29 protein-coding genes are annotated in these 24,564 nt (G+C 64.3%); 12 read left to right on the forward strand and 17 right to left on the reverse strand.

Annotated elements, in window-relative coordinates; genetic code table 11:
• Window positions 1-142 precede the first annotated feature (142 nt).
• Genes F6X61_RS23300 through F6X61_RS23310 form a run of 3 tightly spaced genes read right to left on the reverse strand, consistent with a single transcriptional unit; the run spans window position 143 to window position 1,221 of the window.
• Window positions 143-763, reverse strand: coding sequence for an SOS response-associated peptidase (locus F6X61_RS23300; protein WP_153788719.1), 621 nt, complete (start codon window positions 761-763; stop codon window positions 143-145).
• Between the two features lie 15 nt (window positions 764-778).
• Window positions 779-1,039 (reverse strand): putative signal transducing protein, encoded by a 261-nt coding sequence (locus F6X61_RS23305; RefSeq protein ID WP_110994796.1) that lies wholly within the window; start codon window positions 1,037-1,039, stop codon window positions 779-781.
• On the reverse strand, window positions 1,039-1,221 hold the full coding sequence (locus tag F6X61_RS23310; RefSeq protein ID WP_110994795.1) for a CPXCG motif-containing cysteine-rich protein: 183 nt from the start codon (window positions 1,219-1,221) through the stop codon (window positions 1,039-1,041). The genes F6X61_RS23305 and F6X61_RS23310 overlap by 1 nt, the downstream gene beginning before the upstream one ends.
• A gap of 125 nt (window positions 1,222-1,346) precedes the next feature.
• Between F6X61_RS23310 and F6X61_RS23315 the strand changes: the two genes are divergently transcribed.
• Window positions 1,347-2,513, forward strand: a complete 1,167-nt coding sequence (locus F6X61_RS23315) for a 1-acyl-sn-glycerol-3-phosphate acyltransferase (RefSeq protein ID WP_153788720.1) — start codon at window positions 1,347-1,349, stop codon at window positions 2,511-2,513.
• 191 nt (window positions 2,514-2,704) lie between these two features.
• Here the strand turns inward: F6X61_RS23315 and F6X61_RS23320 are convergent, their stop codons facing one another.
• Complete coding sequence (locus F6X61_RS23320; protein ID WP_110994793.1) at window positions 2,705-2,965, reverse strand: hypothetical protein; 261 nt, start codon at window positions 2,963-2,965, stop codon at window positions 2,705-2,707.
• 158 nt (window positions 2,966-3,123) lie between these two features.
• Here F6X61_RS23320 and F6X61_RS23325 point away from each other — a divergent pair, with 158 nt between their 5' ends.
• Entirely contained in the window at window positions 3,124-3,330 is a 207-nt protein-coding gene (locus tag F6X61_RS23325; RefSeq protein ID WP_125465519.1) for a hypothetical protein, read from the forward strand.
• A 254-nt stretch (window positions 3,331-3,584) separates the two neighbouring features.
• On the opposite strand, the gene F6X61_RS23330 is transcribed toward F6X61_RS23325, so the two are convergent.
• Window positions 3,585-4,169: a YajG family lipoprotein gene (locus F6X61_RS23330; protein ID WP_110994791.1), complete on the reverse strand. Its 585-nt coding sequence runs from the start codon at window positions 4,167-4,169 to the stop codon at window positions 3,585-3,587.
• A 209-nt stretch (window positions 4,170-4,378) separates the two neighbouring features.
• On the opposite strand from F6X61_RS23330, the gene F6X61_RS23335 reads away from it, so the two are divergent.
• Both F6X61_RS23335 and mqo read left to right on the forward strand, forming a co-directional pair.
• Entirely contained in the window at window positions 4,379-4,612 is a 234-nt protein-coding gene (locus F6X61_RS23335) for a hypothetical protein (RefSeq protein WP_153788721.1), read from the forward strand.
• A gap of 606 nt (window positions 4,613-5,218) precedes the next feature.
• Window positions 5,219-6,724, forward strand: a complete 1,506-nt coding sequence (gene mqo, locus F6X61_RS23340) for a malate dehydrogenase (quinone) (RefSeq protein WP_153788722.1) — start codon at window positions 5,219-5,221, stop codon at window positions 6,722-6,724.
• Window positions 6,725-6,903: 179 nt separating this feature from the next.
• Here mqo and F6X61_RS23345 read toward each other — a convergent pair whose 3' ends face one another.
• From F6X61_RS23345 to F6X61_RS23360, 4 genes are all read right to left on the reverse strand, one after another.
• A complete protein-coding gene (locus tag F6X61_RS23345; protein ID WP_110994788.1) occupies window positions 6,904-7,194 on the reverse strand; it encodes a PA4642 family protein in 291 nt (96 codons plus the stop codon).
• A 70-nt stretch (window positions 7,195-7,264) separates the two neighbouring features.
• Complete coding sequence (locus tag F6X61_RS23350) at window positions 7,265-7,735, reverse strand: hypothetical protein (RefSeq protein WP_153788723.1); 471 nt, start codon at window positions 7,733-7,735, stop codon at window positions 7,265-7,267.
• A gap of 81 nt (window positions 7,736-7,816) precedes the next feature.
• Entirely contained in the window at window positions 7,817-8,290 is a 474-nt protein-coding gene (locus F6X61_RS23355; protein ID WP_153788724.1) for a WbuC family cupin fold metalloprotein, read from the reverse strand.
• Between the two features lie 2 nt (window positions 8,291-8,292).
• Window positions 8,293-8,850 carry a hypoxanthine-guanine phosphoribosyltransferase gene (locus F6X61_RS23360; protein ID WP_153788725.1) on the reverse strand — a complete coding sequence of 186 codons (558 nt, stop codon included), beginning with the start codon at window positions 8,848-8,850 and terminating at the stop codon, window positions 8,293-8,295.
• A 163-nt stretch (window positions 8,851-9,013) separates the two neighbouring features.
• Here F6X61_RS23360 and upp point away from each other — a divergent pair, with 163 nt between their 5' ends.
• Together upp and F6X61_RS23370 are read left to right on the forward strand one after the other, a co-directional pair.
• Window positions 9,014-9,652, forward strand: a complete 639-nt coding sequence (upp, locus tag F6X61_RS23365) for a uracil phosphoribosyltransferase (RefSeq protein ID WP_110994785.1) — start codon at window positions 9,014-9,016, stop codon at window positions 9,650-9,652.
• A gap of 2 nt (window positions 9,653-9,654) precedes the next feature.
• The gene (locus F6X61_RS23370) at window positions 9,655-10,929 is read left to right on the forward strand and encodes a uracil-xanthine permease family protein (protein WP_110994784.1); all 1,275 of its coding nucleotides are present in this window, start codon (window positions 9,655-9,657) and stop codon (window positions 10,927-10,929) included.
• A 105-nt stretch (window positions 10,930-11,034) separates the two neighbouring features.
• Here the strand turns inward: F6X61_RS23370 and hemH are convergent, their stop codons facing one another.
• Entirely contained in the window at window positions 11,035-12,048 is a 1,014-nt protein-coding gene (gene hemH / locus F6X61_RS23375) for a ferrochelatase (RefSeq protein ID WP_153788726.1), read from the reverse strand.
• A gap of 13 nt (window positions 12,049-12,061) precedes the next feature.
• Window positions 12,062-12,967 (reverse strand): TIGR01777 family oxidoreductase, encoded by a 906-nt coding sequence (locus F6X61_RS23380; protein WP_153788727.1) that lies wholly within the window; start codon window positions 12,965-12,967, stop codon window positions 12,062-12,064.
• A 187-nt stretch (window positions 12,968-13,154) separates the two neighbouring features.
• Between F6X61_RS23380 and F6X61_RS23385 the strand changes: the two genes are divergently transcribed.
• From F6X61_RS23385 to F6X61_RS23405, 5 genes are all read left to right on the forward strand, one after another.
• The gene (locus F6X61_RS23385; protein WP_153788728.1) at window positions 13,155-14,141 is read left to right on the forward strand and encodes an NAD(P)/FAD-dependent oxidoreductase; all 987 of its coding nucleotides are present in this window, start codon (window positions 13,155-13,157) and stop codon (window positions 14,139-14,141) included.
• A 107-nt stretch (window positions 14,142-14,248) separates the two neighbouring features.
• Complete coding sequence (locus F6X61_RS23390) at window positions 14,249-15,217, forward strand: DUF1722 domain-containing protein (RefSeq protein WP_153788729.1); 969 nt, start codon at window positions 14,249-14,251, stop codon at window positions 15,215-15,217.
• Window positions 15,207-16,085, forward strand: a complete 879-nt coding sequence (locus F6X61_RS23395) for a MerR family transcriptional regulator (RefSeq protein WP_153788730.1) — start codon at window positions 15,207-15,209, stop codon at window positions 16,083-16,085. The genes F6X61_RS23390 and F6X61_RS23395 overlap by 11 nt, the downstream gene beginning before the upstream one ends.
• Window positions 16,086-16,089: 4 nt before the next feature.
• Window positions 16,090-17,532: a deoxyribodipyrimidine photo-lyase gene (gene phrB, locus F6X61_RS23400; protein WP_153788731.1), complete on the forward strand. Its 1,443-nt coding sequence runs from the start codon at window positions 16,090-16,092 to the stop codon at window positions 17,530-17,532.
• The gene (locus tag F6X61_RS23405; protein WP_153788732.1) at window positions 17,529-18,215 is read left to right on the forward strand and encodes an SDR family NAD(P)-dependent oxidoreductase; all 687 of its coding nucleotides are present in this window, start codon (window positions 17,529-17,531) and stop codon (window positions 18,213-18,215) included. The genes phrB and F6X61_RS23405 overlap by 4 nt, the downstream gene beginning before the upstream one ends.
• A 205-nt stretch (window positions 18,216-18,420) precedes the next feature.
• Here the strand turns inward: F6X61_RS23405 and F6X61_RS23410 are convergent, their stop codons facing one another.
• The 6 genes from F6X61_RS23410 to hemA form a co-directional block, all read right to left on the reverse strand.
• Window positions 18,421-18,939: an acyloxyacyl hydrolase gene (locus F6X61_RS23410; RefSeq protein WP_153788733.1), complete on the reverse strand. Its 519-nt coding sequence runs from the start codon at window positions 18,937-18,939 to the stop codon at window positions 18,421-18,423.
• Window positions 18,940-19,047: 108 nt separating this feature from the next.
• Window positions 19,048-19,845 carry a glutamate racemase gene (gene murI / locus F6X61_RS23415; RefSeq protein WP_153788734.1) on the reverse strand — a complete coding sequence of 266 codons (798 nt, stop codon included), beginning with the start codon at window positions 19,843-19,845 and terminating at the stop codon, window positions 19,048-19,050.
• Window positions 19,838-20,593 carry a molybdopterin-synthase adenylyltransferase MoeB gene (locus F6X61_RS23420; protein WP_153788735.1) on the reverse strand — a complete coding sequence of 252 codons (756 nt, stop codon included), beginning with the start codon at window positions 20,591-20,593 and terminating at the stop codon, window positions 19,838-19,840. Before F6X61_RS23420 ends, murI begins: the two co-directional genes overlap by 8 nt.
• Window positions 20,587-21,417: a peptide chain release factor N(5)-glutamine methyltransferase gene (gene prmC, locus F6X61_RS23425; protein ID WP_153788736.1), complete on the reverse strand. Its 831-nt coding sequence runs from the start codon at window positions 21,415-21,417 to the stop codon at window positions 20,587-20,589. Before prmC ends, F6X61_RS23420 begins: the two co-directional genes overlap by 7 nt.
• A complete protein-coding gene (gene prfA / locus F6X61_RS23430; RefSeq protein WP_125860356.1) occupies window positions 21,417-22,499 on the reverse strand; it encodes a peptide chain release factor 1 in 1,083 nt (360 codons plus the stop codon). The genes prmC and prfA overlap by 1 nt, the downstream gene beginning before the upstream one ends.
• On the reverse strand, window positions 22,496-23,773 hold the full coding sequence (hemA, locus tag F6X61_RS23435) for a glutamyl-tRNA reductase (protein WP_110994771.1): 1,278 nt from the start codon (window positions 23,771-23,773) through the stop codon (window positions 22,496-22,498). The genes prfA and hemA overlap by 4 nt, the downstream gene beginning before the upstream one ends.
• A gap of 490 nt (window positions 23,774-24,263) precedes the next feature.
• Between hemA and F6X61_RS23440 the strand changes: the two genes are divergently transcribed.
• On the forward strand, window positions 24,264-24,512 hold the full coding sequence (locus F6X61_RS23440) for a hypothetical protein (protein WP_153788737.1): 249 nt from the start codon (window positions 24,264-24,266) through the stop codon (window positions 24,510-24,512).
• Window positions 24,513-24,564: the final 52 nt, after the last annotated feature.

Below are 24,564 nucleotides of genomic sequence, written 5' to 3' on the forward strand. Positions count from 1 at the left end.
CTAAAATCTGGCGCAGTCCCTGTGGGAGCGGGCTTGCCCGCGAACACCGGCGCAGCCGGTGCCATCCACCGCGCCGCCGGCTTCGCGGTGGTCCGGCACTCCGGTAAACCCGCTCCCACAGGGATTACGCATCAACCAGGCTTTAGGCCGGCGTCAGGCACTCCGGCCCATCAAGCTTCGGATCATTGACGAACAGCGCCAGCGCCCGCTCGCGCAAGGCGCCGGGCGGCTTGGCGAGGATTTCATGCAAACGCGGCAACGGTGTGTCCGGGTCGAGCCATAGCGCCTGCTCGGCCTCATCCAGGATCAGTGGCCGACGCTGATTCATGGCCGCCTGGGTGATCACCGCACAACTCAGCCAGACCTGCTCCTGCACCGGATACGCCTCCCAGACCGCGGCAAAGAACAGCGCCGAACCCTCGCCCGGGGTGACCCAATAGGGGCGCTTGCGCGCCGTGCCGCGCCACTCGTAGAAGCCGTTGGCCGGCATCAGGCAGCGCCGCTGGCGGAACGCTTCACGGAACATCGGTTGCTCTGCGAGGGTCTCGGCGCGGGCCTGGGCGGGGGTACGGGAGAGGTCGGTCAACCAGGCCGGGGTGAGCCCCCAGCGGGCACTGGCCAGTTGCAGCTGGCCATCGAGCTGGCGCTGGACCAGCACCGAGGCACCGGGCGAGATGTTCCATTGAGGCTGCTGGCCCGGGGGGAACCCCGGCAGGCCGGCGAAGGCCTGGGTCCAGCGAAACAGGGCGTAGCGTCCACACATGGGCGAAATCAAAACCTAGCAGATCAGGGTTCCCGGATAACTTTCCGGCTCGTCGCCAGCAAGAGGCTGGGCCGCATTGTACGCATCGATCAGCTGCCGCGCGTAGCCGGCCTGTTCATCGGCCACTGCCAGGCCGAGCAAGCCCTGCATCGGCAGCTCTCCCACGCCGCCCATCAGGTCGCGCCCGACCAGGTGCACTTCGATACCCTCGCTGGCCAGCATGCCAACCAGCATCTGCGCCTCCAGCAGGCTTTCCGGGTCATAGATTCGCTGCATCAGTCATTCTCGCCGTAGACATCCAGCATCCACTCATCGCCATGTACCTGCAGCACGAAGCGGATAGGCTTGCAGCACACCTGGCAGTCCTCGATGTACTCCTGATCGCCGCCGGACAGGTCCACCGTCGTTTCGACTTCTTCACCACAATAGGGACAATCGTAGAGCGCAGTCTCCAGCATCGCGGCCTCCCGAGTGACTTGTGCGTATAATTGCCGGTCTGTTTACAGGGTCTGTGTGTGTCCGAGCCGTTTTTCCGACCCCGTCCCTACCTTATTACCCTAGCCGTTTCCAACAAGAGAGCATGATGGGCGAATTCGATGCCATCCGACCGTACGACGACGCTGAGGTCCCTGCCGTTCTGGCACGCCTGCTCAGCGACCCGGCATTCCTCGATATCCTCACCCACTTCCGCTTCCCGCGCGCGGCGGGCGCCTTCGGCTGGCTGCTCAAGCCGCTGATCGCCCGGCGCCTGCGTAAAGAGTTCGCCGGCGTCACCTGCGTCTCGACGCTGCAGGACAAGGTCGAGTACTACGTCGACCGCACCATCGACCGCGCCACCGACGGCGTCACCTATTCCGGCGTCGAGCAGCTCAAGTCGGGCACCGCCTACCTGTTCCTGGCCAACCACCGCGACATCGTCATGGACCCGGCCTTCGTCAACTACGCGGTGTATCACGCGGGCCTGCCCACGCCACGCATCGCCATCGGCGACAACCTGCTGCAGAAGCCGTTCGTCAGCGACATGATGCGCCTGAACAAGAGCTTCATCGTGCACCGCTCGATCAGCGGGCGCCGCGAGAAACTGGCCGCCTACCAGCTGCTGTCGGCCTACATCAACCACTCGATCCGTAACGACGGCGCCTCGATCTGGATCGCCCAGGCCGAAGGCCGCGCCAAGGACGGTGACGACCGCACCGATTCGGCCATTCTCAAAATGTTCCACATGAGCCGCAAGGACGAGCCGTTCGGCGCGGTGATCCAGAGCCTGAACCTGATCCCGGTGTCGATCAGCTACGAATACGACCCGTGCGATCAGGCCAAGGCCCGCGAGCTGTACATTCGCGCCACCACCGGCAGCTACAAGAAGGCCCCGGGCGAGGACGACAACAGCATCGCCCAGGGCATTACCGGCTACAAAGGGCGCGTGCACATCAACTTCGCCCCGCCGGTGACCGAGTACCACGAAGACACCAAGCAGCTGGCGCAAGCCATCGATCGGCAGATTCTCGGTGGCTACCGGTTGTTCCCAGTGCACTACCTGGCCTATGCGATGTGGGCCGAAAAGGATGCGGCACTCGAGGTGCCAGCCGCGGAGAAGTTGTTCCCGGCGGACGAATTGGCCAAGGCCAAGGAAGAATGGCAGCGTCGCCTGGACGCATGCCCGGTGGAACAGCAGCCGTATCTGGTGCAGCAGTATGCGACGCCGGTGCGCAACCAGTATCAAGTGAAGCGCCAGCCCCTGTCCGCCTGAAGGGTAATGCCAGTCAGTCAAGCCAATTGGGGTCGCTACGCGACCCTTCGCGGGTAAACCCGCTCCCACAGGTTTCGCGCCAGTCTGAGGCTTAGCGCAATCCTGTGGGAGCGGGTTTACCCGCGAAGGGCTGCAAAGCAGCCTCAATAAGTGCGATGAAGCGCTAACTGACTGGCATTAGCCTGAAGGGTTCAGACCCAGGTGCTGAACCACGACAGCAGCAGCGCCATGGCCAGGCAAGAGAAACCGAGGATGTAGTAGTAACGCGGCACGCGCCGGTCGAAGGCATCCACCAGCCCTTCGTCCACCGCCAGGCTTTCACGGGTCATGCTGGCGCGGCGCCGGGCACTGTGCAGCAGCAGCCCGCCAGGGCAGGTTATGAACAGGGCCAGCAGGTTGATCAGCTTGGCCGGATGGGCAGCCAGGAAGCCCCAGAGCACTTGCAACGACATCGCACGACCTCGGTATCACGACGGCAAAGCCCGGCATTCTACCCAAGCCGACCTGCCCCTCCCGCTTTTTGCGACAAAGTGTCAGTTAATTTCATCTGTCACACGCTCGTCATCAGGACAGGCCACCCTGTCGGCCTTCCACCGTACCGGAGCTTGTCATGCTGCACGCCGAAAACCAGGACCGCCTGTACCTCGTTGCCCAGAGCGATGAGCAGCAAGCGCTGATCGACAGCTTCTCGATCAATGTCCAGGACCGCCAGTGGCTGGTGTATTGCGCCTTGGGCGGACACAGCCATGACGACCTGCCCGAGGTCGACATGCAGACCGGCATCAGCTTGCTGGACTTCCACGTCCTGGCGGCCTGAGACATCCTGTGGGAGCGGCTTTAGCCGCGAAGCAAGCGACGCGGTGCATGGCACCGGCTTCGCCGGTGTTCGCGGGGCAAGCCCGCTCCCACAGGGATCGCGCTAGCTTTAGCAGTTGAGCAAGACAGTTGCCCCTACAGGGCCGGCGCTCTACTCAGGAAATGCATAGTCCTGTGGGCACCAGCGAAACCTGCGCACAAAAAAGCCCGCTGCCTGGCATCCAGGCAGCGGGCTTTTGCATTACACCGAAGCGCTTACTCGCCCAGCACCTGCCCGATGGTCGGATCCTTGAACAGGCGGGTCAGGGCATCGCTGAGCACATCGCTCACCAGCTTGGTGTTGGTTTCCTGGTTCGGCGCCATGCCGAAGCGCTGGTCGAGCGAAGCACCGTAGCGACCGCTGTAGCGGCGGTTGGCGTTCGACACGTCCGCGCGGAAAGTGGCGCCGATGGTGGCCTCGGTCACGTACATCTTGTCCTTGGGCGACTGATACTTCAGTTCGGCCAGGGTCACGGTCAGTTGCGGCACGTTGCCAGCGTTAGGCGTCGGGGTGAAGCCGAGCAGGCGTACCGCTGCTTCGGCCTGGGCCTGCAGCTTGGGCACGACATCATTGCCACTGACGCTGATGGTGCTGGTTTCGGGGTACATGCCCCCACGGGTGCCCAGCGATTGCGAGGCCCGGCCGTCAACCACCCTGACCACCACCGGCTGGCCATGGCCGACCGGCGCAAGTTGCTGAGTGAGCTTGGGTTGCGGGCTGAGTTGTTGCGGGCTGTGGGCACACCCGGCCAGGCTCAGGCTGGCCACCGCGAACAAACCGACCAACAGACGTTGCAACATGCGCATTTCTCCAGAAAAAGCGGCAAAGGCCCACAGTATACCTAGGGGCAAGCGCCAAGCGGCAAGCCTCAAGCTGCAAGAACAAGCAGAGCGCGTGACGGCTTTCTTGCTGCTTGAAGCTTTCGGCTAGCGCTCGCCGCCCTTGTCACAATGGTTTCATGCCCTCGCCGTTATGCTTGCGCCAGCCCGACCTGACAGGACACACCGCCATGGCCTCGCTCTGGACCCTGCTTTTCAAACGTCAGCGCCACTTCACCTACGCCCGCCTCGACAGCAATGGCATCTGCCTGGGCTTCAAGCAGACGCGCCAGCCGCCAACGGCCGCCGGCTGGGTGCTGGTCAGCGAGGCGCACCTCGGTTGGCTGGGCCAACCGCTGCCCGCCAGCGCCCGAGTTTGCGCCCATGCAACGAGTCGTTGGCAGCGTCGCCCCCTCGCGGCCTGACAAACGCTGCAATAAAAACCCATAAAGACCGACCTTTCTGCCTGCGACATCGCTATAATCTGCCCCCGATTATAAGGACGTCTCCTGATCGGGCCCCGCATTCGCCGACTGACCCCGGCACCTTCTACGCTTCGCCCACAGAGAGCCTTCCACTCAGGTCTTGCATTGGCTGTCGTGCCTGCTGTTTCCGGCCTTCTGCTGCGCATGAACCTGCGGGTTGCCATCGTGCAGTCCACTTTTGAGGTTCACGTCTCCAAAAGAGCGTGAAAAAACGGTTTTTCACAACTTCACGAGAGTGTGGCGAGCAATGAACAGTCTGGCATGTGTAAAAGCAGCAGATCTTTCACAAACAGCCCTGCGCAGACGGCACAAGCGCTCATCCTGGATGGGAGCCTGAGGCCGGCCCGTAACGCATGACGGATCACTTGACCATAAGTCGAATTGCCGCACCCGTGGCAAACGGCGTTCAATACCTGAACACCCAAGACTGATTGGCAGTGTCCGCTGAAGTTGCAAGAACTGCGAAGAGTCGGACATGGCGATCCTGGCAAACCCAGGGATCCTGTGCTGTCAATTAGGTAGCTGTAGATTGTGGAGACGCGTTAAATGGCGCAGAACGAATCGGTTGATGTGGTACTGGTAGGCGCGGGCATCATGAGTGCCACCCTGGCCGTACTGCTCAAGGAGCTCGATCCGACCCTGAAGCTTGAGGTCGTAGAGGCGATGGACTCCGGAGCCGCGGAGAGTTCCAACCCCTGGAACAACGCCGGTACCGGCCATGCCGGCCTGTGCGAGCTGAATTACACCCCGCAGGCCGCCGATGGCAGCATCGACATCAAGAAAGCCGTGCACATCAACACCCAGTTCGAGGTTTCGCGCCAGTTCTGGGCCTACCTGAGCAAGAAGGGCAACTTCGGCTCGCCGCGCGCTTTCATCAACCCGGTTCCGCACCTGAGCTACGTCGAGGGTGACAAGGGTATCGACTTCCTCAAGAAGCGTTTCGAGCTGCTCAAGCAGCACCACGCCTTCTCGGAGATGGAATACACCGAAGACAAGGCCGTGATGAACGACTGGATGCCGCTGATGATGCCGGGCCGCCCGGCTGACCAGCGCATCGCCGCGACCCGCGTGGCCAAAGGCACCGACGTCAACTTCGGGGCCCTGACCAACAAGCTGCTCAAGCTGCTGGGCAACAGCCCGGACACCCAGGTCAAGTACAGCAAGAAGGTCGTCGGCCTGCGCCGTAACGGCAACGGCTGGACCGTGAGCATCAAGGACGTCAACAGCGGCGGCAGCCGTGAAGTCGACGCCCGCTTCGTCTTCCTCGGCGCCGGCGGTGCCGCACTGCCCCTGCTGCAGGCCTCCGGCATCCCGGAAAGCAAAGGCTTCGGCGGCTTCCCGGTCAGCGGCCAGTGGCTGCGTTGCGACAACCCGGAAATCGTCAAGCAGCACCAGGCCAAGGTCTACAGCCAGGCTGCGGTTGGCGCCCCGCCCATGTCGGTACCGCACCTGGATACCCGCGTGGTCGATGGCAACACCTCGCTGCTGTTCGGCCCGTACGCCGGCTTCACCACCAAGTTCCTCAAGCATGGCTCGCTGATGGACCTGCCACTGTCGGTGCGCATGGGCAACATCGGCCCGATGCTGGCCGTGGCCCGCGACAACATGGACCTGACCAAGTACTTGGTCAGCGAAGTGATGCAGTCGATGGAGCAACGCCTGGAAGCCCTGCGTCGCTTCTATCCGGAGGCGAAAGCCGAGGACTGGCGCCTGGAAGTGGCCGGCCAGCGCGTGCAGATCATCAAGAAAGACCCGAAAAAAGGCGGCGTGCTGCAGTTCGGCACCGAGCTGGTTTCGGCGGCGGACGGCAGCCTGGCTGCACTGCTCGGCGCATCGCCGGGCGCTTCGGTGACCGTGTCGATCATGCTCGAGCTGATCGAGCGCTGCTTCCCCGAGCAGGCGAAGGGTGCCTGGGCTGCCAAGCTCAAGGAAATCTTCCCGGCCCGCGAGAAGGCCCTGGCGACCGACGCTGCGCTGTACCACAAGATCAGCGCCGACAACGATGTGGCGCTGGACCTGGCGCAGGACAGCCCGGCCAAGCACTACGCCTGAACCGGCTGAAACGAAAAAACGCCCCTCGGGGCGTTTTTTTGTGCCTGGGTATTAATCAACCTGTGCCGGCCCTATCGCGGGGCAAGCCCGCTCCCACAGGTCTTCCAAAGTAATTGAATCCTGTGTGATACCTGTGGGAGCGGGCTTGCCCCGCGAAGAGGCCAGTACAGGTCAATCAATCAGCCGCGGGCGTTGTCGATGATCTCGATGTACTCAGGCGCGTTGCGCTGGTCGGCGATCACCTCGACAAAGGTCTTGCCGTGCTCGTCCTTGCCATCCAGGTCGTACCCGGCCTCGAGGAAGAAACCGACATAACGCTCGAAATCGTCGATGCGCAGGCCACGGTAGCCCTTGATCAGCTTGTGGTGCGACGGCGAAGTGAGGCCATCGGCCGGCTCGAACTGCAGGAAGCTCTTGATGTACTCGTCGCTGATTTCGTCACCAATCACCTGTTTCTTGTCTTTACGCATCAAGGACTCCCACTGGACTGTCTAGGACATTTTCGAAGGCCGGCAGTGTACCGCCCTGTACCTGCGGGCCTCAACGCGTACGTACGGTTCCTGTGTGCAGATCGGCCCAGACATGGCCGTTGGCGTAAGTGAGGAACTGCACGTAAAGGGTCTCGTTGCGCAGCAGGTCCATGATCACCCGGTAGTCGGCCATCGGGTAATTGAGGGTCAGGGTGCGGCGCTTGTCGTCGTAAGCCGGCTTTTTCAGGCTCTTGCCGCCCTCGCCGTCGAAGTTGATCAGCACCTCGCCGATGGTCGAGCCCTTGCTCAAGGGCTTGCCTTTCAGGCGCATCTGCAACGAGGAGGTGATGGGAATGGGTTGCTGGTCGGACTGGCGCTGGGTGCCCACCACCACCGAATAGTCGGTGACCTGCAGCAACTGCTGGCTGGTCGGGGCTTCCTGGCGCAGGGCGAGGTCGTCGGGGGGCAGGAACTGACTGTGCAGCGGGGCAGCAGAAAGCGGCAGGCTCACCGCCAGCAGGAGAGGGACGAACGCACGCATGTGAGGCTCCTTGGCATGAAGGGGCACTCTAGCATGGTCTGTTCGGCCGTAGCGGCCTGCTCAGCGAGGCCGCCTGGTCGTTCAGTCGAACTGCGCGCGCATCCAAGCCTGGTACTCGGCCACACCGGCCTCGCCTTCACGCGGCGCCCAGTGGGCAAGCTCGCCCTCGCCCACCGGGCGGTAAGGGCCGGCCTTGCACTCGAACAGCATGCTGTCGGCTTGCAGCACCACCAACCCGTGGTAGGTGCCCGGCGCCAGATCGACACCCAGGCAGTCGCCGCCCGCCTCCATCACACGTTTGTCGGTGACCGTACCCTGCTCGTCGAAGATCAACAGGCCGATCCGCCCTTTGAGCACGACCAACGCCTCGGCCTTGTCGGCGCTCAGGTGCCGGTGCGGCGGAATGTAGGTATCCGGCTGCAGGCCGATGGCCATGCGGTGGCAAGGCTCGTCCATGTCATGGAAGTTGTGGTGCTGGCGGCCACGCGGGTTGGCCGCCGACTGTGCTGCCAGCCCGGTGAACAACGCCTGATCGATAAACGCGGGCTGGCGCATGATTACAAGCCCTTGACGGCGAAGATGCCGTTGGCGTTGCGCCAGTAGCCTTTGTAGTCCATGCCATAGCCGAAGATGTAGCGGTCGACGCACGGCAGGCCGACGTAGTTGGCTTTCAGGTCCGGGCTGGCCTTGCGGTCGTGATCCTTGTCGATCAGCACGGCGGTGTGCACCGAGCGGGCGCCGGCGTGCTTGCAGAACTCGATGATGGCGCTGAGGGTGTGGCCCTCGTCGAGGATGTCGTCGACGATCAGCACGTCGCGGTCAATGAACGACACCTCGGGCTTGGCCTTCCAGAACAGCTCACCGCCGCTGGTCTGGTTGCGGTAGCGGGTGGCGTGCAGGTACGAAGCTTCCAACGGGAACTGCAGGTGGGTGAGCAGCTTGCCGGCGAAGATCAGGCCACCGTTCATCACGCAGAAAACCACCGGGTTCTTGTCGTGCAGGTCCTGGCAGATCTGTTTGCCGACCTCGGCAATGGCGGCCTCGACCTCGGCTTCGTTGTACAGGCAATCAGCCTCGTGCATCACTTGACGGATATGCTCGAGATCGGCGGACATGGCGCTCTCCAGGGGGTGCGTTTTGGAAAAGCGGGCAAAGGTACGCATCCGCTCGTCCCAGATCAAGCCTTTATGGACTAACGTGCACAATGACCGCACGACAGTCAGGACTGAATAGATTAATCTAGCGCGGTTTTTTTGCCCGCCTTCCGGAGCCCCCCCTATGCCTACTCGTGAGATCCGCCATCCGCTGATCCGCCATAAGCTCGGCCTCATGCGCCGCGCCGATATCAGCACCAAGAATTTTCGCGAACTCGCCCAGGAAGTCGGCGCGCTGTTGACCTATGAAGCCACCCAGGACCTGCCCCTCGAGACCTACGAGATCGACGGCTGGTGCGGCAAGGTGCAGGTCGAGAAAATCGCCGGCAAGAAGATCACCGTCGTGCCGATCCTGCGTGCCGGCATCGGCATGCTCGACGGCGTGCTCAGCCTGATCCCCGGCGCCAAGGTCAGTGCAGTGGGCGTTGCCCGCAACGAGGAAACCCTCGAAGCGCACACCTACCTTGAAAAGCTCGCACCAGACATCAACCAGCGCCTGGCCCTGATCATCGACCCGATGCTGGCCACCGGCGGCTCGATGGTCGCCACCATCGACCTGCTGAAGAAAGCCGGCTGCAAAGAGATCCGCGCCATGGTGCTGGTCGCGGCACCTGAAGGTATCGAAGTGGTGGAGAAAGCCCACCCGGACGTGAAGATCTACACCGCCTCGATCGACCAGCGCCTGAACGAACACGGCTACATCGTCCCAGGCCTTGGCGATGCCGGTGACAAGATCTTCGGCACCAAGCAGAAGGACGCCTGATCATGCAGGACGGCTTCAACGACCCGCTCTGGCGCCAGGTCGTCTCGGGCGCGCAGATGCTCTTCGTGGCATTCGGCGCGCTGGTGCTGATGCCGCTGATCACCGGCCTCGATCCCAACGTCGCGCTGTTCACCGCCGGCATCGGCACCTTGCTGTTCCAGCTGGTGACCGGCCGCCAGGTCCCGGTGTTCCTGGCGTCGAGCTTTGCCTTCATTACCCCGATCATCCTCGCCAAGGGCCAGTTCGGCCTGGCCGAGACCATGGGCGGCGTGATGGCTGCAGGCTTCGTCTACACCTTCATGGGCCTGATGGTGAAGGTCAAGGGCACCGGCTTCATCGACCGCATGCTGCCGCCGGTGGTCATCGGCCCGGTGATCATCTCCATCGGCCTGGCCATGGCGCCGATCGCCGCCAACATGGCCATGGGCAAGGGCGGTGATGGCGCTGCGCTGATGCCGTACAAGACCGCGATGATGATCTCCATGCCGGCGCTGCTGACCACGCTGATCGTGGCGGTGTTCGGCAAGGGCATCTTCCGCCTGGTACCGATCATTTCCGGCGTGCTGGTGGGCTTTGCCCTGTCGTTCGCCTTTGGCGTGGTCGACACCGCCAAGATCGCCGCGGCCCCTTGGCTGGAACTGCCGAACTTCACCGCCCCGGCCTTCAACTGGCAGGCCATCCTGTTCATCGTTCCGGTGGCCCTGGCACCGGCGATCGAGCACATCGGCGGGGTGATCGCAGTCGGCAGCGTGACCGGCCGCGACTACCTGAAGAAGCCCGGCCTGCACCGCACCTTGCTGGGTGACGGCCTGGCGACCACTGCCGCCGGCCTGTTCGGTGGCCCGCCCAACACCACCTACGCCGAAGTGACCGGCGCGGTGATGCTGACCAAGAACTACAACCCGAAGATCATGACCTGGGCGGCGCTGTTCGCCATCACCCTGGCCTTCATCGGCAAGTTCGGCGCGCTGCTGCAGAGCATCCCGGTACCGGTGATGGGTGGCATCCTCTGCCTGCTGTTCGGCTCGATCGCAGCGGTGGGCATGAACACCATGATCCGCCACAAGATCGACCTGGCCGAAGCGCGCAACCTGGTGATCGTGTCGGTGACCCTGGTGTTCGGCATCGGCGGCGTGCTGATCGGCAGCGGCGACGGCCCGGACGACTGGGGCCTGAAGGGCATTGCCCTGTGCGCCATCGTGGCCATTGCCCTGAACCTGATCCTGCCGGGCAACGATGGCTGGAAACACAAGAAGCTGGATGATCAGCTGCCTTGATCCGGCGCTAGCCTGATCTGGCCTATTCGCGGGTAAACCCGCTCCCACAGGATGCTCACCGAACCTGTGGGAGCGGGTTTACCCGCGAAGAAGCTGGCCCAGGCCTCAAGCCTTCTCGCACATCCCCGCCAACACCCTCACCCACTCCGGGTGATCATTCAGGCACGGCACCAGCACCAGCTCCTTGCCGCCCGCCTCGATGAACTGCTCCTTGCCCCGATCGCCGATCTCTTCCAGCGTCTCGATGCAGTCAGCGACGAACGCCGGGCACATCACCAAAAGCTTCTGCACCCCCGCCTTGCCCAGCTCATCCAGGCGCGTTTCGGTGTAGGGCTCGATCCACTTGGCGCGCCCCAGGCGCGACTGGAACGACACCGACCACTTGCCATCCGGGATACCCATCTTCTGCGCAAAGGCCTTGGCGGTCGCCAGGCACTGGCCGCGATAGCACACCGCGCGCATCTCGGCGCTGGCACCGGCGCAGCAATCGGCGGCCTGGAAATCGTGGTTGCCGGTAGGGTCGAGCTTCTTGAGGTGACGCTCGGGCAGGCCATGGAAGCTCAGCAGCAGGTGATCGTAACCCTGCTCCAGGTGCGGCCGGGCACTGGCGACCAGCGCGTCGATGTAGTCGGGGTGGTCGTAGAACGGCTGCAGGATACGGGTCTGCAACGGCAGCTTGCGCTCGGCGATGGTCTGCCTGGCCAACTCCACCACGGTGGTCACGGTACTGTCGGCGAACTGTGGATAAAGCGGCGCCAGGATCACTTTACGCACGCCTTGGGCAGCCAGACGCTCAAGCACTTCGGGCAACGCCGGCTGGCCATAGCGCATGGCGATCTCGACCGGGCCATGGGGCCAATGGGCGACCATCGCCTGTTGCAAGCGGCGGGTCAGCACCACCAGCGGCGAACCTTCGTCCCACCAGATCGAGGCGTAGGCATGGGCCGACTGCTCGGGGCGCTTGATCAGGATCAGCGATACCAGCAGGCGCCGCACCGGCCAGGGCAGGTCGATCACGTACGGGTCCATGAGGAACTGGTTGAGGTAACGGCGCACGTCGGCCACCGAGGTGGAGGCCGGCGAGCCCAGGTTGACCAGCAGCAGAGCGTGATCGGTCATGCAGCGTCCTATGTCAGAGGCGGCTGGACAGGTTGCCCAGCGCCGATTGCAGATCGTTGAAGCGGAACGTGAAGCCTGCCGCCAGCAGCCGCACCGGGCGGGCACGCTGGCCGCCAAGCAGCAATGTGGACAATTCACCCAGCCCGGCCTTGAGCAACAAGGCCGGCACTGGCAGCAACGCCGGGCGATGCAGGGCACGCCCCAGTTGCCTGGCGAACTCGCGGTTGCGCACCGGCTCCGGGGCGCAGGCATTATAAGGACCGCTGGCCTCCTTGTGCTGCAACAGAAAATCAATCAGGGCGACCTGGTCGTCTATATGCACCCACGGCATCCACTGCCGGCCATCGCCCAGCGGCCCGCCCAGCCCCAGCTTGAACGGCAGGCGCAGGCGCGACAAAAAGCCGCCATCGCTGGCCAGCACCAAGCCCGTTCGCACCAGTACCACGCGAATGCCGAGGGCCTGCGCACGCATGGCGGTCTCTTCCCAGGCGATGCACAACTGGCTGGCAAAATCCTCCCGCACCGGCGCAGACGCCTCGGTCAGCTCACGCTCGCCACCGTCGCCATACCAACCCACGGCAGAGCCGGATATCAGCACCTCGGGGCGTTGCTCGCGGCTCTCGAGCCAGGCCAGCAACTGCTCGGTGAGGGTGACCCGGCTGGCCCAGAGCAGGCTGCGTCGCCCGGCCGTCCAGGGTCGGTCGGCGATCGGCGCGCCGGCCAGGTTGATCACCGCGTCCACGGCATCATCCGCTGCGATGTCCTCCAGCCGCGCAACACCCCGCACGTCGCTGCCACAGCGTCTGGGTACCTGCGCGGGGTTACGACTCCACACGGTCAGGCGGTGCCCCTGCCCTCGCCACAGCTGGCACAGGTGTTGGCCGATGAGGCCGGTACCGCCGGTCAGCAATATATGCATGACTGTGTCCTCAGAGTTGGCGGCCGTGGTCTATTTTTAAGATCAAGGCACTTTTTTGACCGAACGCTCTCGGATAAACATAGGCCAAGCTGCCCTATCGAGCGGAATAACCTTATACAAACATTGCGTATTGTACAGGTTTGCCTGGCAGCGTAGGCTGCGAACAGCGAGGTTCGAAGAGGCCATCATGACAGTACCTATCGCCATCATCGGTGCCGGCATTGCCGGTTTGTCCGCCGCCCAGGCCTTGCAGAAAGCCGGGCACACCGTCCATCTGTTCGACAAAGGCCACGGCAGCGGCGGGCGCATGGCCAGCAAACGCAGCGAGGCTGGTGCGCTCGACCTCGGCGCCCAGTACTTCACCGCCCGCGACCGGCGTTTCGTCGAGCAGGTACAGCACTGGGTAGCCAGCGGCTGGGCCGAACAGTGGAAGCCACAGCTGTACAACTACCGCGATGGCGAACTCACCCCCTCCCCCGACGAACAAACCCGCTGGGTCGGCGTGCCGCGCATGAGCGCCATCACCCGCGGGTTGCTCAAGGACGTCACGGTCAACTTCGGCTGCCGCATCGCCGAGGTGTTCCGCGGCAAGCATTACTGGCACCTGCAGGACACCGAAGGCTGCAGCCACGGCCCGTTCAGCCGGGTCGTCATCGCCGTGCCGGCGCCGCAGGCAACGCAACTGCTGACCGCCACGCCAAAGCTTGCCGCGGTCGCCGCCGGTGTGCAGATGGAGCCGACCTGGGCGATCGCCCTGGGCTTCGAAACCCCGCTCGATACCCCCATGCAAGGCTGCTTCGTGCAAGACAACCCGCTCGACTGGCTGGCGCGCAACCGCAGCAAGCCCGGGCGTGACGCGCACCTCGACACCTGGGTGCTGCACGCCACCTCCAACTGGAGCAAGCAGCATATCGACCTGCCCAAGGAGGACGTGATCGAACAGCTGTGGGGCGAATTCGCCGAGCTGGTCGGTTGCGTGGTGCCCGCGCCGACCTTCGCCCTCGCCCACCGCTGGCTGTATGCCCGGCCCGCCGTGAACCATGAATGGGGCGCCCTGGCCGATGCCGACCTGGGCCTGTATGCCTGTGGCGACTGGTGCCTGTCCGGGCGTGTCGAAGGCGCCTGGCTCAGCGGCCAGGAGGCGGCCCGGCGGCTGCTGGAACACCTGGAGTAGCCGCACACAAAATCTATACAAGAAATATTTCTTGTATAAGTTTTCAAATGTGCTGGAATTGCCTTGTACAAACCCTGCTGCCTGTACAAGTACTTCCGGAGCACGCCATGAAACTTCCCTCCCCGAGCGGCAAGCCACGCCTGGCCATCAGCGCCTGCCTCACCGGCCTCAACGTGCGCTACAACGCCGGGCACAAGCATTCCGACCTGTGCCATGAACTGCTCGAAGAGCACTTCGAATGGGTGACGGTGTGCCCGGAAGTCGCCATCGGCCTGGGCGTGCCCCGCGAACCGATCCGCCTGGTCGGCGACCCGGAGCACCCCGCCGTGACCGGGACCCGCGACAGCAGCACTGATTTTTCCGGCCCGCTGCGCGCCTACGGCCAACAGATGGCCAGCGAACTCGACGATATCTGCGGCTACATCTTCATGCAGAAATCGCCTTCCTGCGGGCTTGAACGGGTCAAGGTGTACCAGGAGAACGGCCACCCGGCCAGCCAGGGCGGGCGTGGTGCCTACGCCGCCGCCTTCTGCGCCGCCCGCCCGGACCTGCCGGTGGAAGAAGAAGGCCGCCTGCACGACCCGGTGCTGCGGGAGAACTTCATCAGCCGCGTGTATGCCTATGCCGACTGGCAGCAGGTGCTGCAGGGCGGCCTCAGCCGTGGCGCGCTGATCAGTTTCCACGCGCGCTACAAGTACCTGTTGATGGCCCATAACCCGCAGGCCTACCGAAGCCTGGGCAAGCTGCTTGGCAGCATGACCCGCGACCACGACCCGGAGCAGTTCGGCCCCGCCTATTTCAGCCAGCTGATGCAGGCCTTGCGCCGCTGCGCCAGCCGCGGCACCCATGGCAACGTGCTGCAGCACCTGAGCGGTTACCTGCGCAACGACCTCGACCAGGCCGACAAGGCCGAGCTGCAGCAAATCATCGGCCAGTACCAGCAAGGCGTGGTACCGCTGGTGGTGCCCTTGACCCTGCTCAAACACCACCTGCGTTGCCACCCCGACCCCTACCTGTTGCAGCAGGCCTACCTGCAACCTCACCCTGAACGCCTCGGGCTGCGCAATGCCATCTGAAGCCCTGCTGCCCATTGGTGAAGTCGCTCGGCTGACCGGCGTCAACCCGGTCACCCTGCGCGCCTGGGAGCGCCGTTACGGGCTGATCAAGCCGCAACGCACACCCAGGGGGCACCGCCTTTATCCACAGGACCAGGTGCAGCGCGTGCAGGCGGTGCTGCGCTGGCTCGAACGCGGCGCGGCGGTCAGCCAGGTGCGCGCCCTGCTGGACAACGCAGCGGATGCCAGCACCCCGGTCGAGGGCGAATGGGGTGAGCGCATCGAGCAACTGATCGAGGCCATCGCCCATCTGGCGCAACGCCCACTCGACCAACTGCTCAACCAGGCCATGGCGCTGTATCCAGCCGTGACGGTGTGCGAACGCCTGCTGTTGCCACTGCTCGACGCACTCACCCTGCGCTGGCAAACGCACTTCGACGCTGGGCTGGAACAAGCCTTCTTCAATACCTGGCTGCGCAGCAAGCTGGGCGCCAGGGTGTACCACGACAACCATTCCCTGGCGGGGGCTTGCGTACTGCTCGCACGCACCGACGACACCCCCTTCGATGCCGAATTCTGGCTCTGCGCCTGGCTGCTCAGCAGCAGTGGCCAGCCGCTGGAGATTCTCGAATGGCCCGTGGAGCCCCGCCAATTGCGCCAGGCCGTCAAGCTGCTGCAGCCACGTGCGCTGCTGCTTTACCTCGGCCGGCGCCCGGACCTTGCCGCCCTCGGCCGCACTCTGCAGGACCTGAACACCGCAAAACTCCTCGGCGGCCACAGCATCAGCCTGCATCAGGCCGAACTGCACGCCCTGGGCCTGCCCGACCTGCAGCTGTTCGACAGCCCACAGGCCGCCTTGCACCGCCTTCAACACTCAACAGGCCGCTAAACCCATGCAATTGATCTGGCTGCGCAGCGACCTGCGCATCGACGACAACACCGCCCTCTCGGCCGCCTGCCAGCGCGGCCCCACCGTGGCCCTGTGGATCGCCAGCCCCGGGCAGTGGCAAAGCCACGACGACGCAGCCTGCAAGGTCGACTTCTGGCTGCGCAACCTGCGCCAACTGCGCCAGTCGCTCGAAGCCCTGAACATCCCGCTGCTGATCCGCCATACCGATAGCTGGGCCGAGGTGCCTGAAGCGCTGCTCGAGGTCTGCCGCCAGCACAATATCGAGGCCGTGCACTGGAACGACGAGTACGGCGTCAACGAAGCCCGCCGCGACCAGGCCACCGCACGGCTGCTGGAACAGGCCGGGATCGGCGCGTATGGCCATCTCGACCAGTTGCTGTTCAAGCCCGGCAGCGTGCTCACCCGCAGCGGCCACTACTTCCAGGTGTTCAGCCAGTTCAAACGGGTTTGCCTGGAACACCTGCACCGCAGCCTGCCCGCCCGCGCCCCGCGTGTTCAGCGCCAGCACGCCCTGGACATCGCCAGCGACCCCATCCCCGCGCACATCGAAGGCTTCGACGGCACATCCGCTGCCCTGCGCGAACACTGGCCGGCCGGCGAGGACGAGGCGAACCAGCGCCTAACGCGCTTTCTCGACGAAAGTGTCGAAGACTACCCACAGCAGCGCGACCTGCCCGCCAAGGCCGGCACCAGCCAGCTTTCACCCTACCTGGCCGCCGGGGTGATCTCGCCGCGCCAGTGCCTGCATGCCGCCCTGGCCAGCAACCAGGGTGAATTCGACAGCGGCAATGCCGGCGTGCAGACCTGGGTCAACGAACTGCTCTGGCGCGAGTTCTACAAACACATCCTGGTGGGTTATCCACAGGTGTCCCGGCACCGCGCCTTCCGTGCCCACACCGAGGCCCTGCCCTGGCGCAACGCACCTGAAGACCTGCAAGCCTGGAAAGAAGGCCGTACGGGTTTCCCGATCATCGATGCCGCCATGCGCCAGTTGCTGCACACCGGCTGGATGCACAACCGCCTGCGCATGATCGTGGCCATGTTCCTCAGCAAGAACCTGCTGATCGACTGGCGCGAGGGGGAGCGGCATTTCATGCGCCACCTGATCGACGGCGACCTGGCCGCCAACAACGGCGGCTGGCAGTGGAGTGCCTCGACGGGCACGGACGCAGTGCCATACTTTCGCATCTTCAACCCGGTCACTCAGTCGCAACGCTTCGATTCGAAGGGCGTATTCATACGTCACTGGTTGCCAGAGCTGCGGCAGATGGATGATAAATACATTCATTTGCCGGTGAAATCCGGCGATCTATTTGCTACAAATTATTACACCAGTCCGATAGTCGATCTCGAAAGCAGTCGCCAGCGTGCATTGGACGCCTTCAAGGGTTTGTCCACCTGGCAGGATCAGAGGGCAACAATTTGAGTACTACGCGCAGTTTCTGGGTAACGGGGGCGACCAACGGACTTGGTCTGGCCCTGGTGGAACGCTTGCTCGACCTGGGACAACGGGTCGCCGCCAGCAGCAGGGATTGCGATCAGCTCGAGGCGTTGAGCGAACAGGTGCTTTGCCTTCCCGGCCAGTTGCAGGAGGCAGGCCAGGCCGATACCGCCAGCCAGCAACTGCAGGCGCGATGGGCTGCGCTCGACACCTTGATCATCAACGCCGGGAGTTGCGACTACCTGCCTGACGACGTGGCGGGCGCCGACCTGTTCGAGATGATCGTCGCCAGCAACCTGCGCGCTGCCGAGCATTGCCTGGCGGCGGCACTGCCGTTGCTGGCCAAGGGTGACAAACCGCAGGTGCTGGTGATCCTGAACCGCTATTCGGCGTCGCAGCTGTTCGAGCCGAACCAACCGTCCAGCGGCCTCAACAGTTTGCCAAGGTGGCTGCGTGACCATCGCGCAACCCTGAAGCGGTTTGGCGTGGACCTGACGGTCGTCGCGCCACAGTCGTTGAAAAGCCCGGTTACCCTGGCTCAGGCCATCCCGGAGGACTGGACGCCAGAGACCGCCGCCAGCGAATTGCTGGCACGCTTGGAACAGCGCCAACCTGAGCTGGTGCTCGAGGCGCTGAGCCTGAATAGCCTTTGGCCGTTGCCAGGCTGAACAGCTTCGCCAACAGGCCAAGCCATGCTTTAGGCTTTGTACGAAAAATTTCGTGGGAGCGGGCTTGCCCCGCGATGGAGTGCGAAGCGCTCCTATACCCAATATCAAATAGCGTCAGAGACGCCGTGAATTCGGGCTTTGCTACCGCGTTGCGGCAGATCGCGGGGCAAGCCCGCTCCCACGATGTTGGAAGCCTGGCTCGGCCCTACAACGGCATGCGGTAATGCAGGGCGTAGCTTTCCACCCCGTCGTTGGGCTGCTTGAGCCCGGCATTGGAATAGTGGGTAGCGCGAATCCCCACCTCATGCCCGCCCGCGAAGCGCAGGCCAAAGCCGATCCGGTCCTCGAACTGGAATGACGAGCCCAACTGGTTGTCTTCCAGCTCGGTGCTGGAGAACGCCGCTACCCCAATCCCCGCCTCGATGTAGGGCTTGACCGATTCGCCCGCGAACTCATAGACGAACACCGGCGCGAACGACAGGCTGTGGTTGCTGGCGGTCTTGTCACCCTGCCAATAGCTGTAGGCGCCATCCCAGTAGCCGGTCAGGCGCCCTACCCCGGTTTGCCACCAGCTGGCGTCCCAGTTCGACTGCAGACCCAGCCGATAGACCCAGGTCGAGTCCCCGGTCTGCCCCACCGAAAACGAAATGTCAGCGGCCTGCACAACCACCGCCTGCCCCAGAGAAACAGCGGCAACGGCCGCCAAGACGCACAGTTTGCGCATGCGAAACCCCTTCTTCCTGATGGTTTTAAGTGTTTGCCCGGCAGGCAGAGCGGTAGAGATCGACGGCGAAACGATAGTTCCAACGGCGATTGACGCCCTTCACACTTTTTATAAGGGGAAGCTTTGCACGCTGTCGGATTTATGCCACAGCAACGGCAGGATTTTTTTCAGGGTTTCCGGGTCGGCGCTGCTCCAGAACCGAGTCGGCTGCGCGGGGCCCTCGGCCAGCAAGCCGCGCTCCGCCAGCAGACGCTGGAGCTGGCGTGCCACGGCGGCACCGGTGTCGATGATCGCCACGTCTGCCGGGACCATCTGCGCCAGCAGCGGGCGCAGGAAGGGGTAGTGGGTGCAGCCCAGGATCAAGGTGTCGCAGCCCGCCGCGAGCAACGGCTGCACGTAGCCCGCCAGCAATTGGCGCAGGACCGGGCTGGTCAGGTCGCCGGCCTCGATGCACTCCACCAAGCCCGGGCAAGGCCGGGTGATCACCTGCACATCGCTGGCGAACCGGTCGAGCAAGGCGGCGAACTTGGCGCTCTGCAGCGTGCCGGTGGTGGCCAGCACGCCGACCACGCCAGAGCGGGTTGCGGCCGCCGCCGGTTTGACTGCCGGCTCCATGCCCACCAGCGGCCAGTCGGGGTACAGCTCGCGCAGGTCGGCGACCGCCGCCACGGTGGCGGTATTGCAGGCCAGGACCATCGCCTTGGCGCCCTGCTCGCGGAAGAACCCGGCGATATGGCGCAGGCGCTGGCGAATGTAGTCGGGGGACTTTTCGCCATAGGGGACGTGGCCGCTGTCGGCCACATACAGCAGCGATTCATTGGGCAGCAGGCGCTGGATTTCGGCGAGCACCGACAAACCGCCGACCCCCGAATCCATCACGCCTACCGGCGCCAGCCCTTCAGCCATGGCGGGTAGCGCACACGGCGCAGGCCGGGTCGCGCTTGACCCGCAGCTCGCGCATGCGGGTGCCCAGCGCATCGATCAACAGCAGGCGCCCCACCAGCGGCTCACCGAAGCCGGCCAGCAATTTCAGGGCTTCCAGTGCTTGCAGGCTACCCACCAGCCCAACCAGCGGGCCCAGTACGCCGGCTTCGCTGCAGGTGAGCTCGGCCTCGCTGCCATGGCCGTACAGGCAGTGGTAGCAGGGGCTGGTGTCGCGCCGCGTATCGAATACCGACAGCTGGCCTTCGAGGCGGATCGCCGCGCCGCTGACCAACGGCTTGCCGGCCGCGACACAGGCGGCATTGACCGCCTCCCGGGTGCCGAAGTTGTCGGAGCAGTCCAGCACCACGTCCACCGCCGCCACCGCGGCGGCCAGCGAGTCTTCATCCAGCGCCTGGCGATGGGCGACCAGGGTGATTTCCGGGTTGATCGCCTGCAGGCGCTTGATCGCCGAATCCACCTTGCTCATGCCGACACTGTCGCTGTCGTGGATGACCTGGCGCTGCAGGTTGGTGAGGTCGACGGTGTCGAAATCGGCCAGGTGCAACTGGCCGACGCCGGCGGCGGCCAGGTACAGCGCCACGGGCGAACCCAGGCCGCCAAGGCCGATCACCAGCGCCTTGCCGTGCTTCAGGCGCAGCTGGCCGTCGATGTCCACTTGAGGCAGCAGGATCTGCCGGCTGTAACGCAACAGTTCCAGGTCGCTCAGCATGGCAGGCGCCCCAGGCTGATGCGCTCGTGGCCACCCAGGTCGACACGGCTGGCAACCTCGATGAAGCCGCTGGCCGCCAGCAGTTCGCGCACCGCCGGGGCCTGGTCGTAGCCATGTTCGAGCAGCAGCCAGCCGCCGGGCAGCAAGTGCTGCGGCGCCTGGGCGACGATCACGCGCAGGTCGTCCAGGCCATCTTCACCGGCCACCAGGGCACTGCTGGGCTCGAAGCGCACATCGCCGGCAACCAGGTGCGGGTCGGCGGCGCGAATGTAAGGGGGGTTGCTGAGGATCAGGTCGAAGCGCTCGCCGGCCAGGGCATCGAACCAGTGGCTGGCGCGAATCTGCACATTGCCCAGGCCCAGGCGCAGGCGGTTGCGTTCGGCCAGCGCCACGGCTTCGTCGACACGGTCCACCGCCGTCACCTGCCAGGCCGGGCACTCGCTGGCCAAGGCCAGGGCGATGGCGCCGGTGCCGGTTCCCAGGTCCAGCACACGGGCAGGCGAGGCCGGCACCAGTTCGAGGGCGGCCTCCACCAGCAGCTCGGTGTCCGGGCGTGGGATCAGGGTGTGCGGCGCCACTTCCAGGTCGAGCTTCCAGAAGCCTTGCTGGCCCAGGATGTAGGCCACCGGCTCACCCGCGCGACGGCGCTCGATGAAGCCTGCGAACGCCTCGGCGGCCTCGCTGCTGACGATGCGCTCGGGCCAGGTGTGCAGGTAGCTGCGCGACTTGCCCAGGGCCGCGGCCAGGAGCAGCTCGGCGTCCAGGCGCTCGGTGGGCGACTCTGGCAACTGCGCGTTGCGCAGCAGGCTGGCAATGATGGTCATCAATCCCCCAGGGCGGCCAGCTGATCGGCCTGATACTCGGCCAGCAGCGGCTCGATCACCGCGTCCACACCGCCGGCGAGGATATCGTCGAGGGAATAGAGGGTGAGGTTGATGCGATGGTCGGTCACCCGGCCCTGTGGATAATTGTAGGTACGGATACGCTCGGAACGGTCGCCCGAACCGACCAGCAGCTTGCGCTCGCTGGCAATGGCGTTTTGCGCGGCGCTGGTCTGCATGTCGTTGAGCTTGGCCGACAGCCAGGACATCGCCCGCGCACGGTTCTTGTGCTGCGAACGCTCTTCCTGGCACTCGACCACGATGCCGGTCGGCAAGTGAGTGATACGGATCGCCGAGTCGGTCTTGTTGACGTGCTGGCCGCCGGCGCCGGAGGCGCGGTAGGTGTCCACGCGCAGGTCGGCCGGGTTGATCTCTATCGCCACCTGTTCATCAGGCTCGGGCAGCACGGCCACGGTGCAGGCCGAGGTGTGGATGCGGCCTTGCGACTCGGTCTCGGGCACACGCTGCACACGGTGGGCGCCGGACTCGAACTTCAGCTTGCCGTACACACTGTCGCCTTCAACCCGGGCGATGATCTCTTTGTAGCCGCCGTGCTCGCCTTCGTTCTCGGAGAGAATCTCCAGGCGCCAGCCGCGTTTCTCGGCATAGCGCGAGTACATGCGAAACAGGTCGCCGGAGAAGATCGCCGCCTCGTCACCGCCGGTGCCGGCGCGGATTTCCAGGAACACGTTGCGCCCGTCGTTGGGGTCCTTGGGCAGCAGCATGCGCTGCAGGTTCGACTCAAGGCCCACCAGTTGCTCCTTGGCCTCGCGCACTTCCTCGACGGCCATTTCGCGCAGGTCGGGGTCGGCGTCCTTGAGCAGCGCCTGGGCGCCTTCGAGGTCATCCTGCACCTTGCGCCACTCTTGATAGGCGGCGATCACCGGCTCGACTTCGGCGTATTCGCGGGAATAGGCACGGAAGCGGGTCTGGTCGGAAATGACTTCGGCATCACCCAGCAGCGCGGTGAGTTCCTCGAAGCGGTCCTGGAGCGTGTCCAGTTTGTTCAGCAGCGACGCTTTCATTGCGGGGTTTTGTCCGTCGAGCCCTCATGGAGGGCGAAGAGTTCCTGGGCCATGGCCAGCGCATCGAGGCGGCCTTCGGCAGAGAGCTTTTTCAGTTGCACGCTGGGCGCGTGCAGGAGTTTGTTGGTCAGCCCCCGGGCCAGTTGCGCCAGTACCTCTTCGGGGTTGCCGCCGTTGGCCAGCAGGCGCTGGGCCTTTTGCAGCTCTTCATCGCGCAGGCGCTCGCTTTGTTGGCGGTAGGCCTTGAGCACATCCACCGCGGCCAGCTCGCGCAGGCGCACCATGAAATCGTCGGCACCGGCCGACACCAGCTCTTCGGCGGCCTGGGCCGCGCCCTGGCGGCTTTTGAGGTTTTCGGCGACCACATCGTGCAGGTCGTCGACGGTGTAGAGGTAGACGTCATCCAGGTCGCCGACCTGCGGCTCGATGTCACGCGGCACCGCGATGTCGACCATGAAGATCGGCTTGTGCCGGCGCTGCTTGAGCGCGCTTTCCACCGCCCCCTTGCCCAGGATCGGCAACTGGCTGGCGGTGGAACTGATGACGATGTCGCTGTTGGCCAGCTCCTGCGGGATATCCGCCAGCAGCACGGCGTGGGCGCCGAACTGTTCGGCCAGCATGCTGGCGCGCTCGAGGGTGCGGTTGGCCACCACGATGCGGCGCACGCCCTGCTCGTGCAGGTGGCGGGCGACCAGGGTGATGGTTTCGCCGGCCCCGATCAGCAGCGCCTGGCTGCGCCCCAGGTCGGAGAAGATCTGCTTGGCCAGGCTGACCGCGGCAAAGGCAACCGACACCGGGTTCTCGCCGATGGCGGTGTCGGTGCGCACCTGCTTGGCGGCGCTGAAGGTGGCCTGGAACAGCCGACCGAGCAGCGGGCCGACGGTGCCGGCCTCGCGGGCCACGGCGTAGGCCGACTTCATCTGGCCGAGGATTTGCGGCTCGCCCAGCACCAACGAGTCGAGGCCCGAAGCCACCCGCATCATGTGCCGCACCGCGTCGTGCTCTTCGTGCACATAGGCGCTGGCGCGCAGCTCATCGAGGCTCAGCTGGTGATAGTCGGCCAGCCATTGCAGCACCGCGTCGGCGCCGAGCTGGTCCTGCTCTATATAGAGTTCGCTGCGGTTGCAGGTGGACAGGATCGCCGCCTCGCGGCTGGCGGTCAGTCGGCAGAGCTGCTGCAGGGCATCCACCAGCTGCTCTGGGGTAAACGCCACGCGCTCGCGTACGTCTACCGAGGCAGTCTTATGGTTGATACCAAGTGCAAGAAAGGCCATGCAAGGTCGCTGGTTGGGACGTGAAGCCGATAATTGTCCTACTTCGCAGGTTTTAGAACAACCACCGTTCGCTATTGTGGCGATAGGCAGGTGGTGGCGAGGGTGGGTATCGACAGGGTCGAAGCCGAAGGTTCCCACGCCCGGGCGACTTTTTACGGGGTGGTGGGCGGTAAATGTGAATGGGAGGAATCAGATTAAGCACCTTTCCTGTAGTCCATTTCCCAAACATACTGCCAGGTCCTTTCAAGCCATTGCGGTGGTCTGGGTTGGCCTCTAGTCTCGGGCGGTCGCTGCGAAAACAGTGACCGGCTTTGACAGGCCGCCCTGAACAAACCGCATGGCTTAGCTTTTATGGCGGCTGTGCGTGGGGCACCTCCGTGTGCGCCGGTTTCTGGTTCTGTTCACCGGTCTGTCAACCCATGTACAGCTGCCACCTTCTTGTTTGACAGCTTGCGGTGGTGGTCCTTATTTCCTGAACAGGACTGTAACCATGCTAAAGATCGTCCCCGATCCACCCCATAACCATCATTCCCTTGAAGACACCCTGATCCAGGCCACGGAGTACGCCCTGTGCGCGCAGGCTGTTGCGCATCAGGCCATTTCGGTCCAGCAGTCCAAGTCGCCCGCGTCGATTCTGATCATGGCGTTGATGCATGAGATCGAGGCGCTACGGGTGCTGCTTGAGTCGGCACTGATTCAGGTGCAGATGCCGGAGATGGAGCGCCGGGCGTTCCACTAGGCCGTTGGTCATGTGTCGCCTGGGCTGGCGCTATCGCGGGGCAAGCCCGCTC

Source organism: Pseudomonas sp. EMN2 (assembly GCF_009650555.1).
In the GTDB taxonomy this organism is placed as follows: domain Bacteria; phylum Pseudomonadota; class Gammaproteobacteria; order Pseudomonadales; family Pseudomonadaceae; genus Aquipseudomonas; species Aquipseudomonas sichuanensis.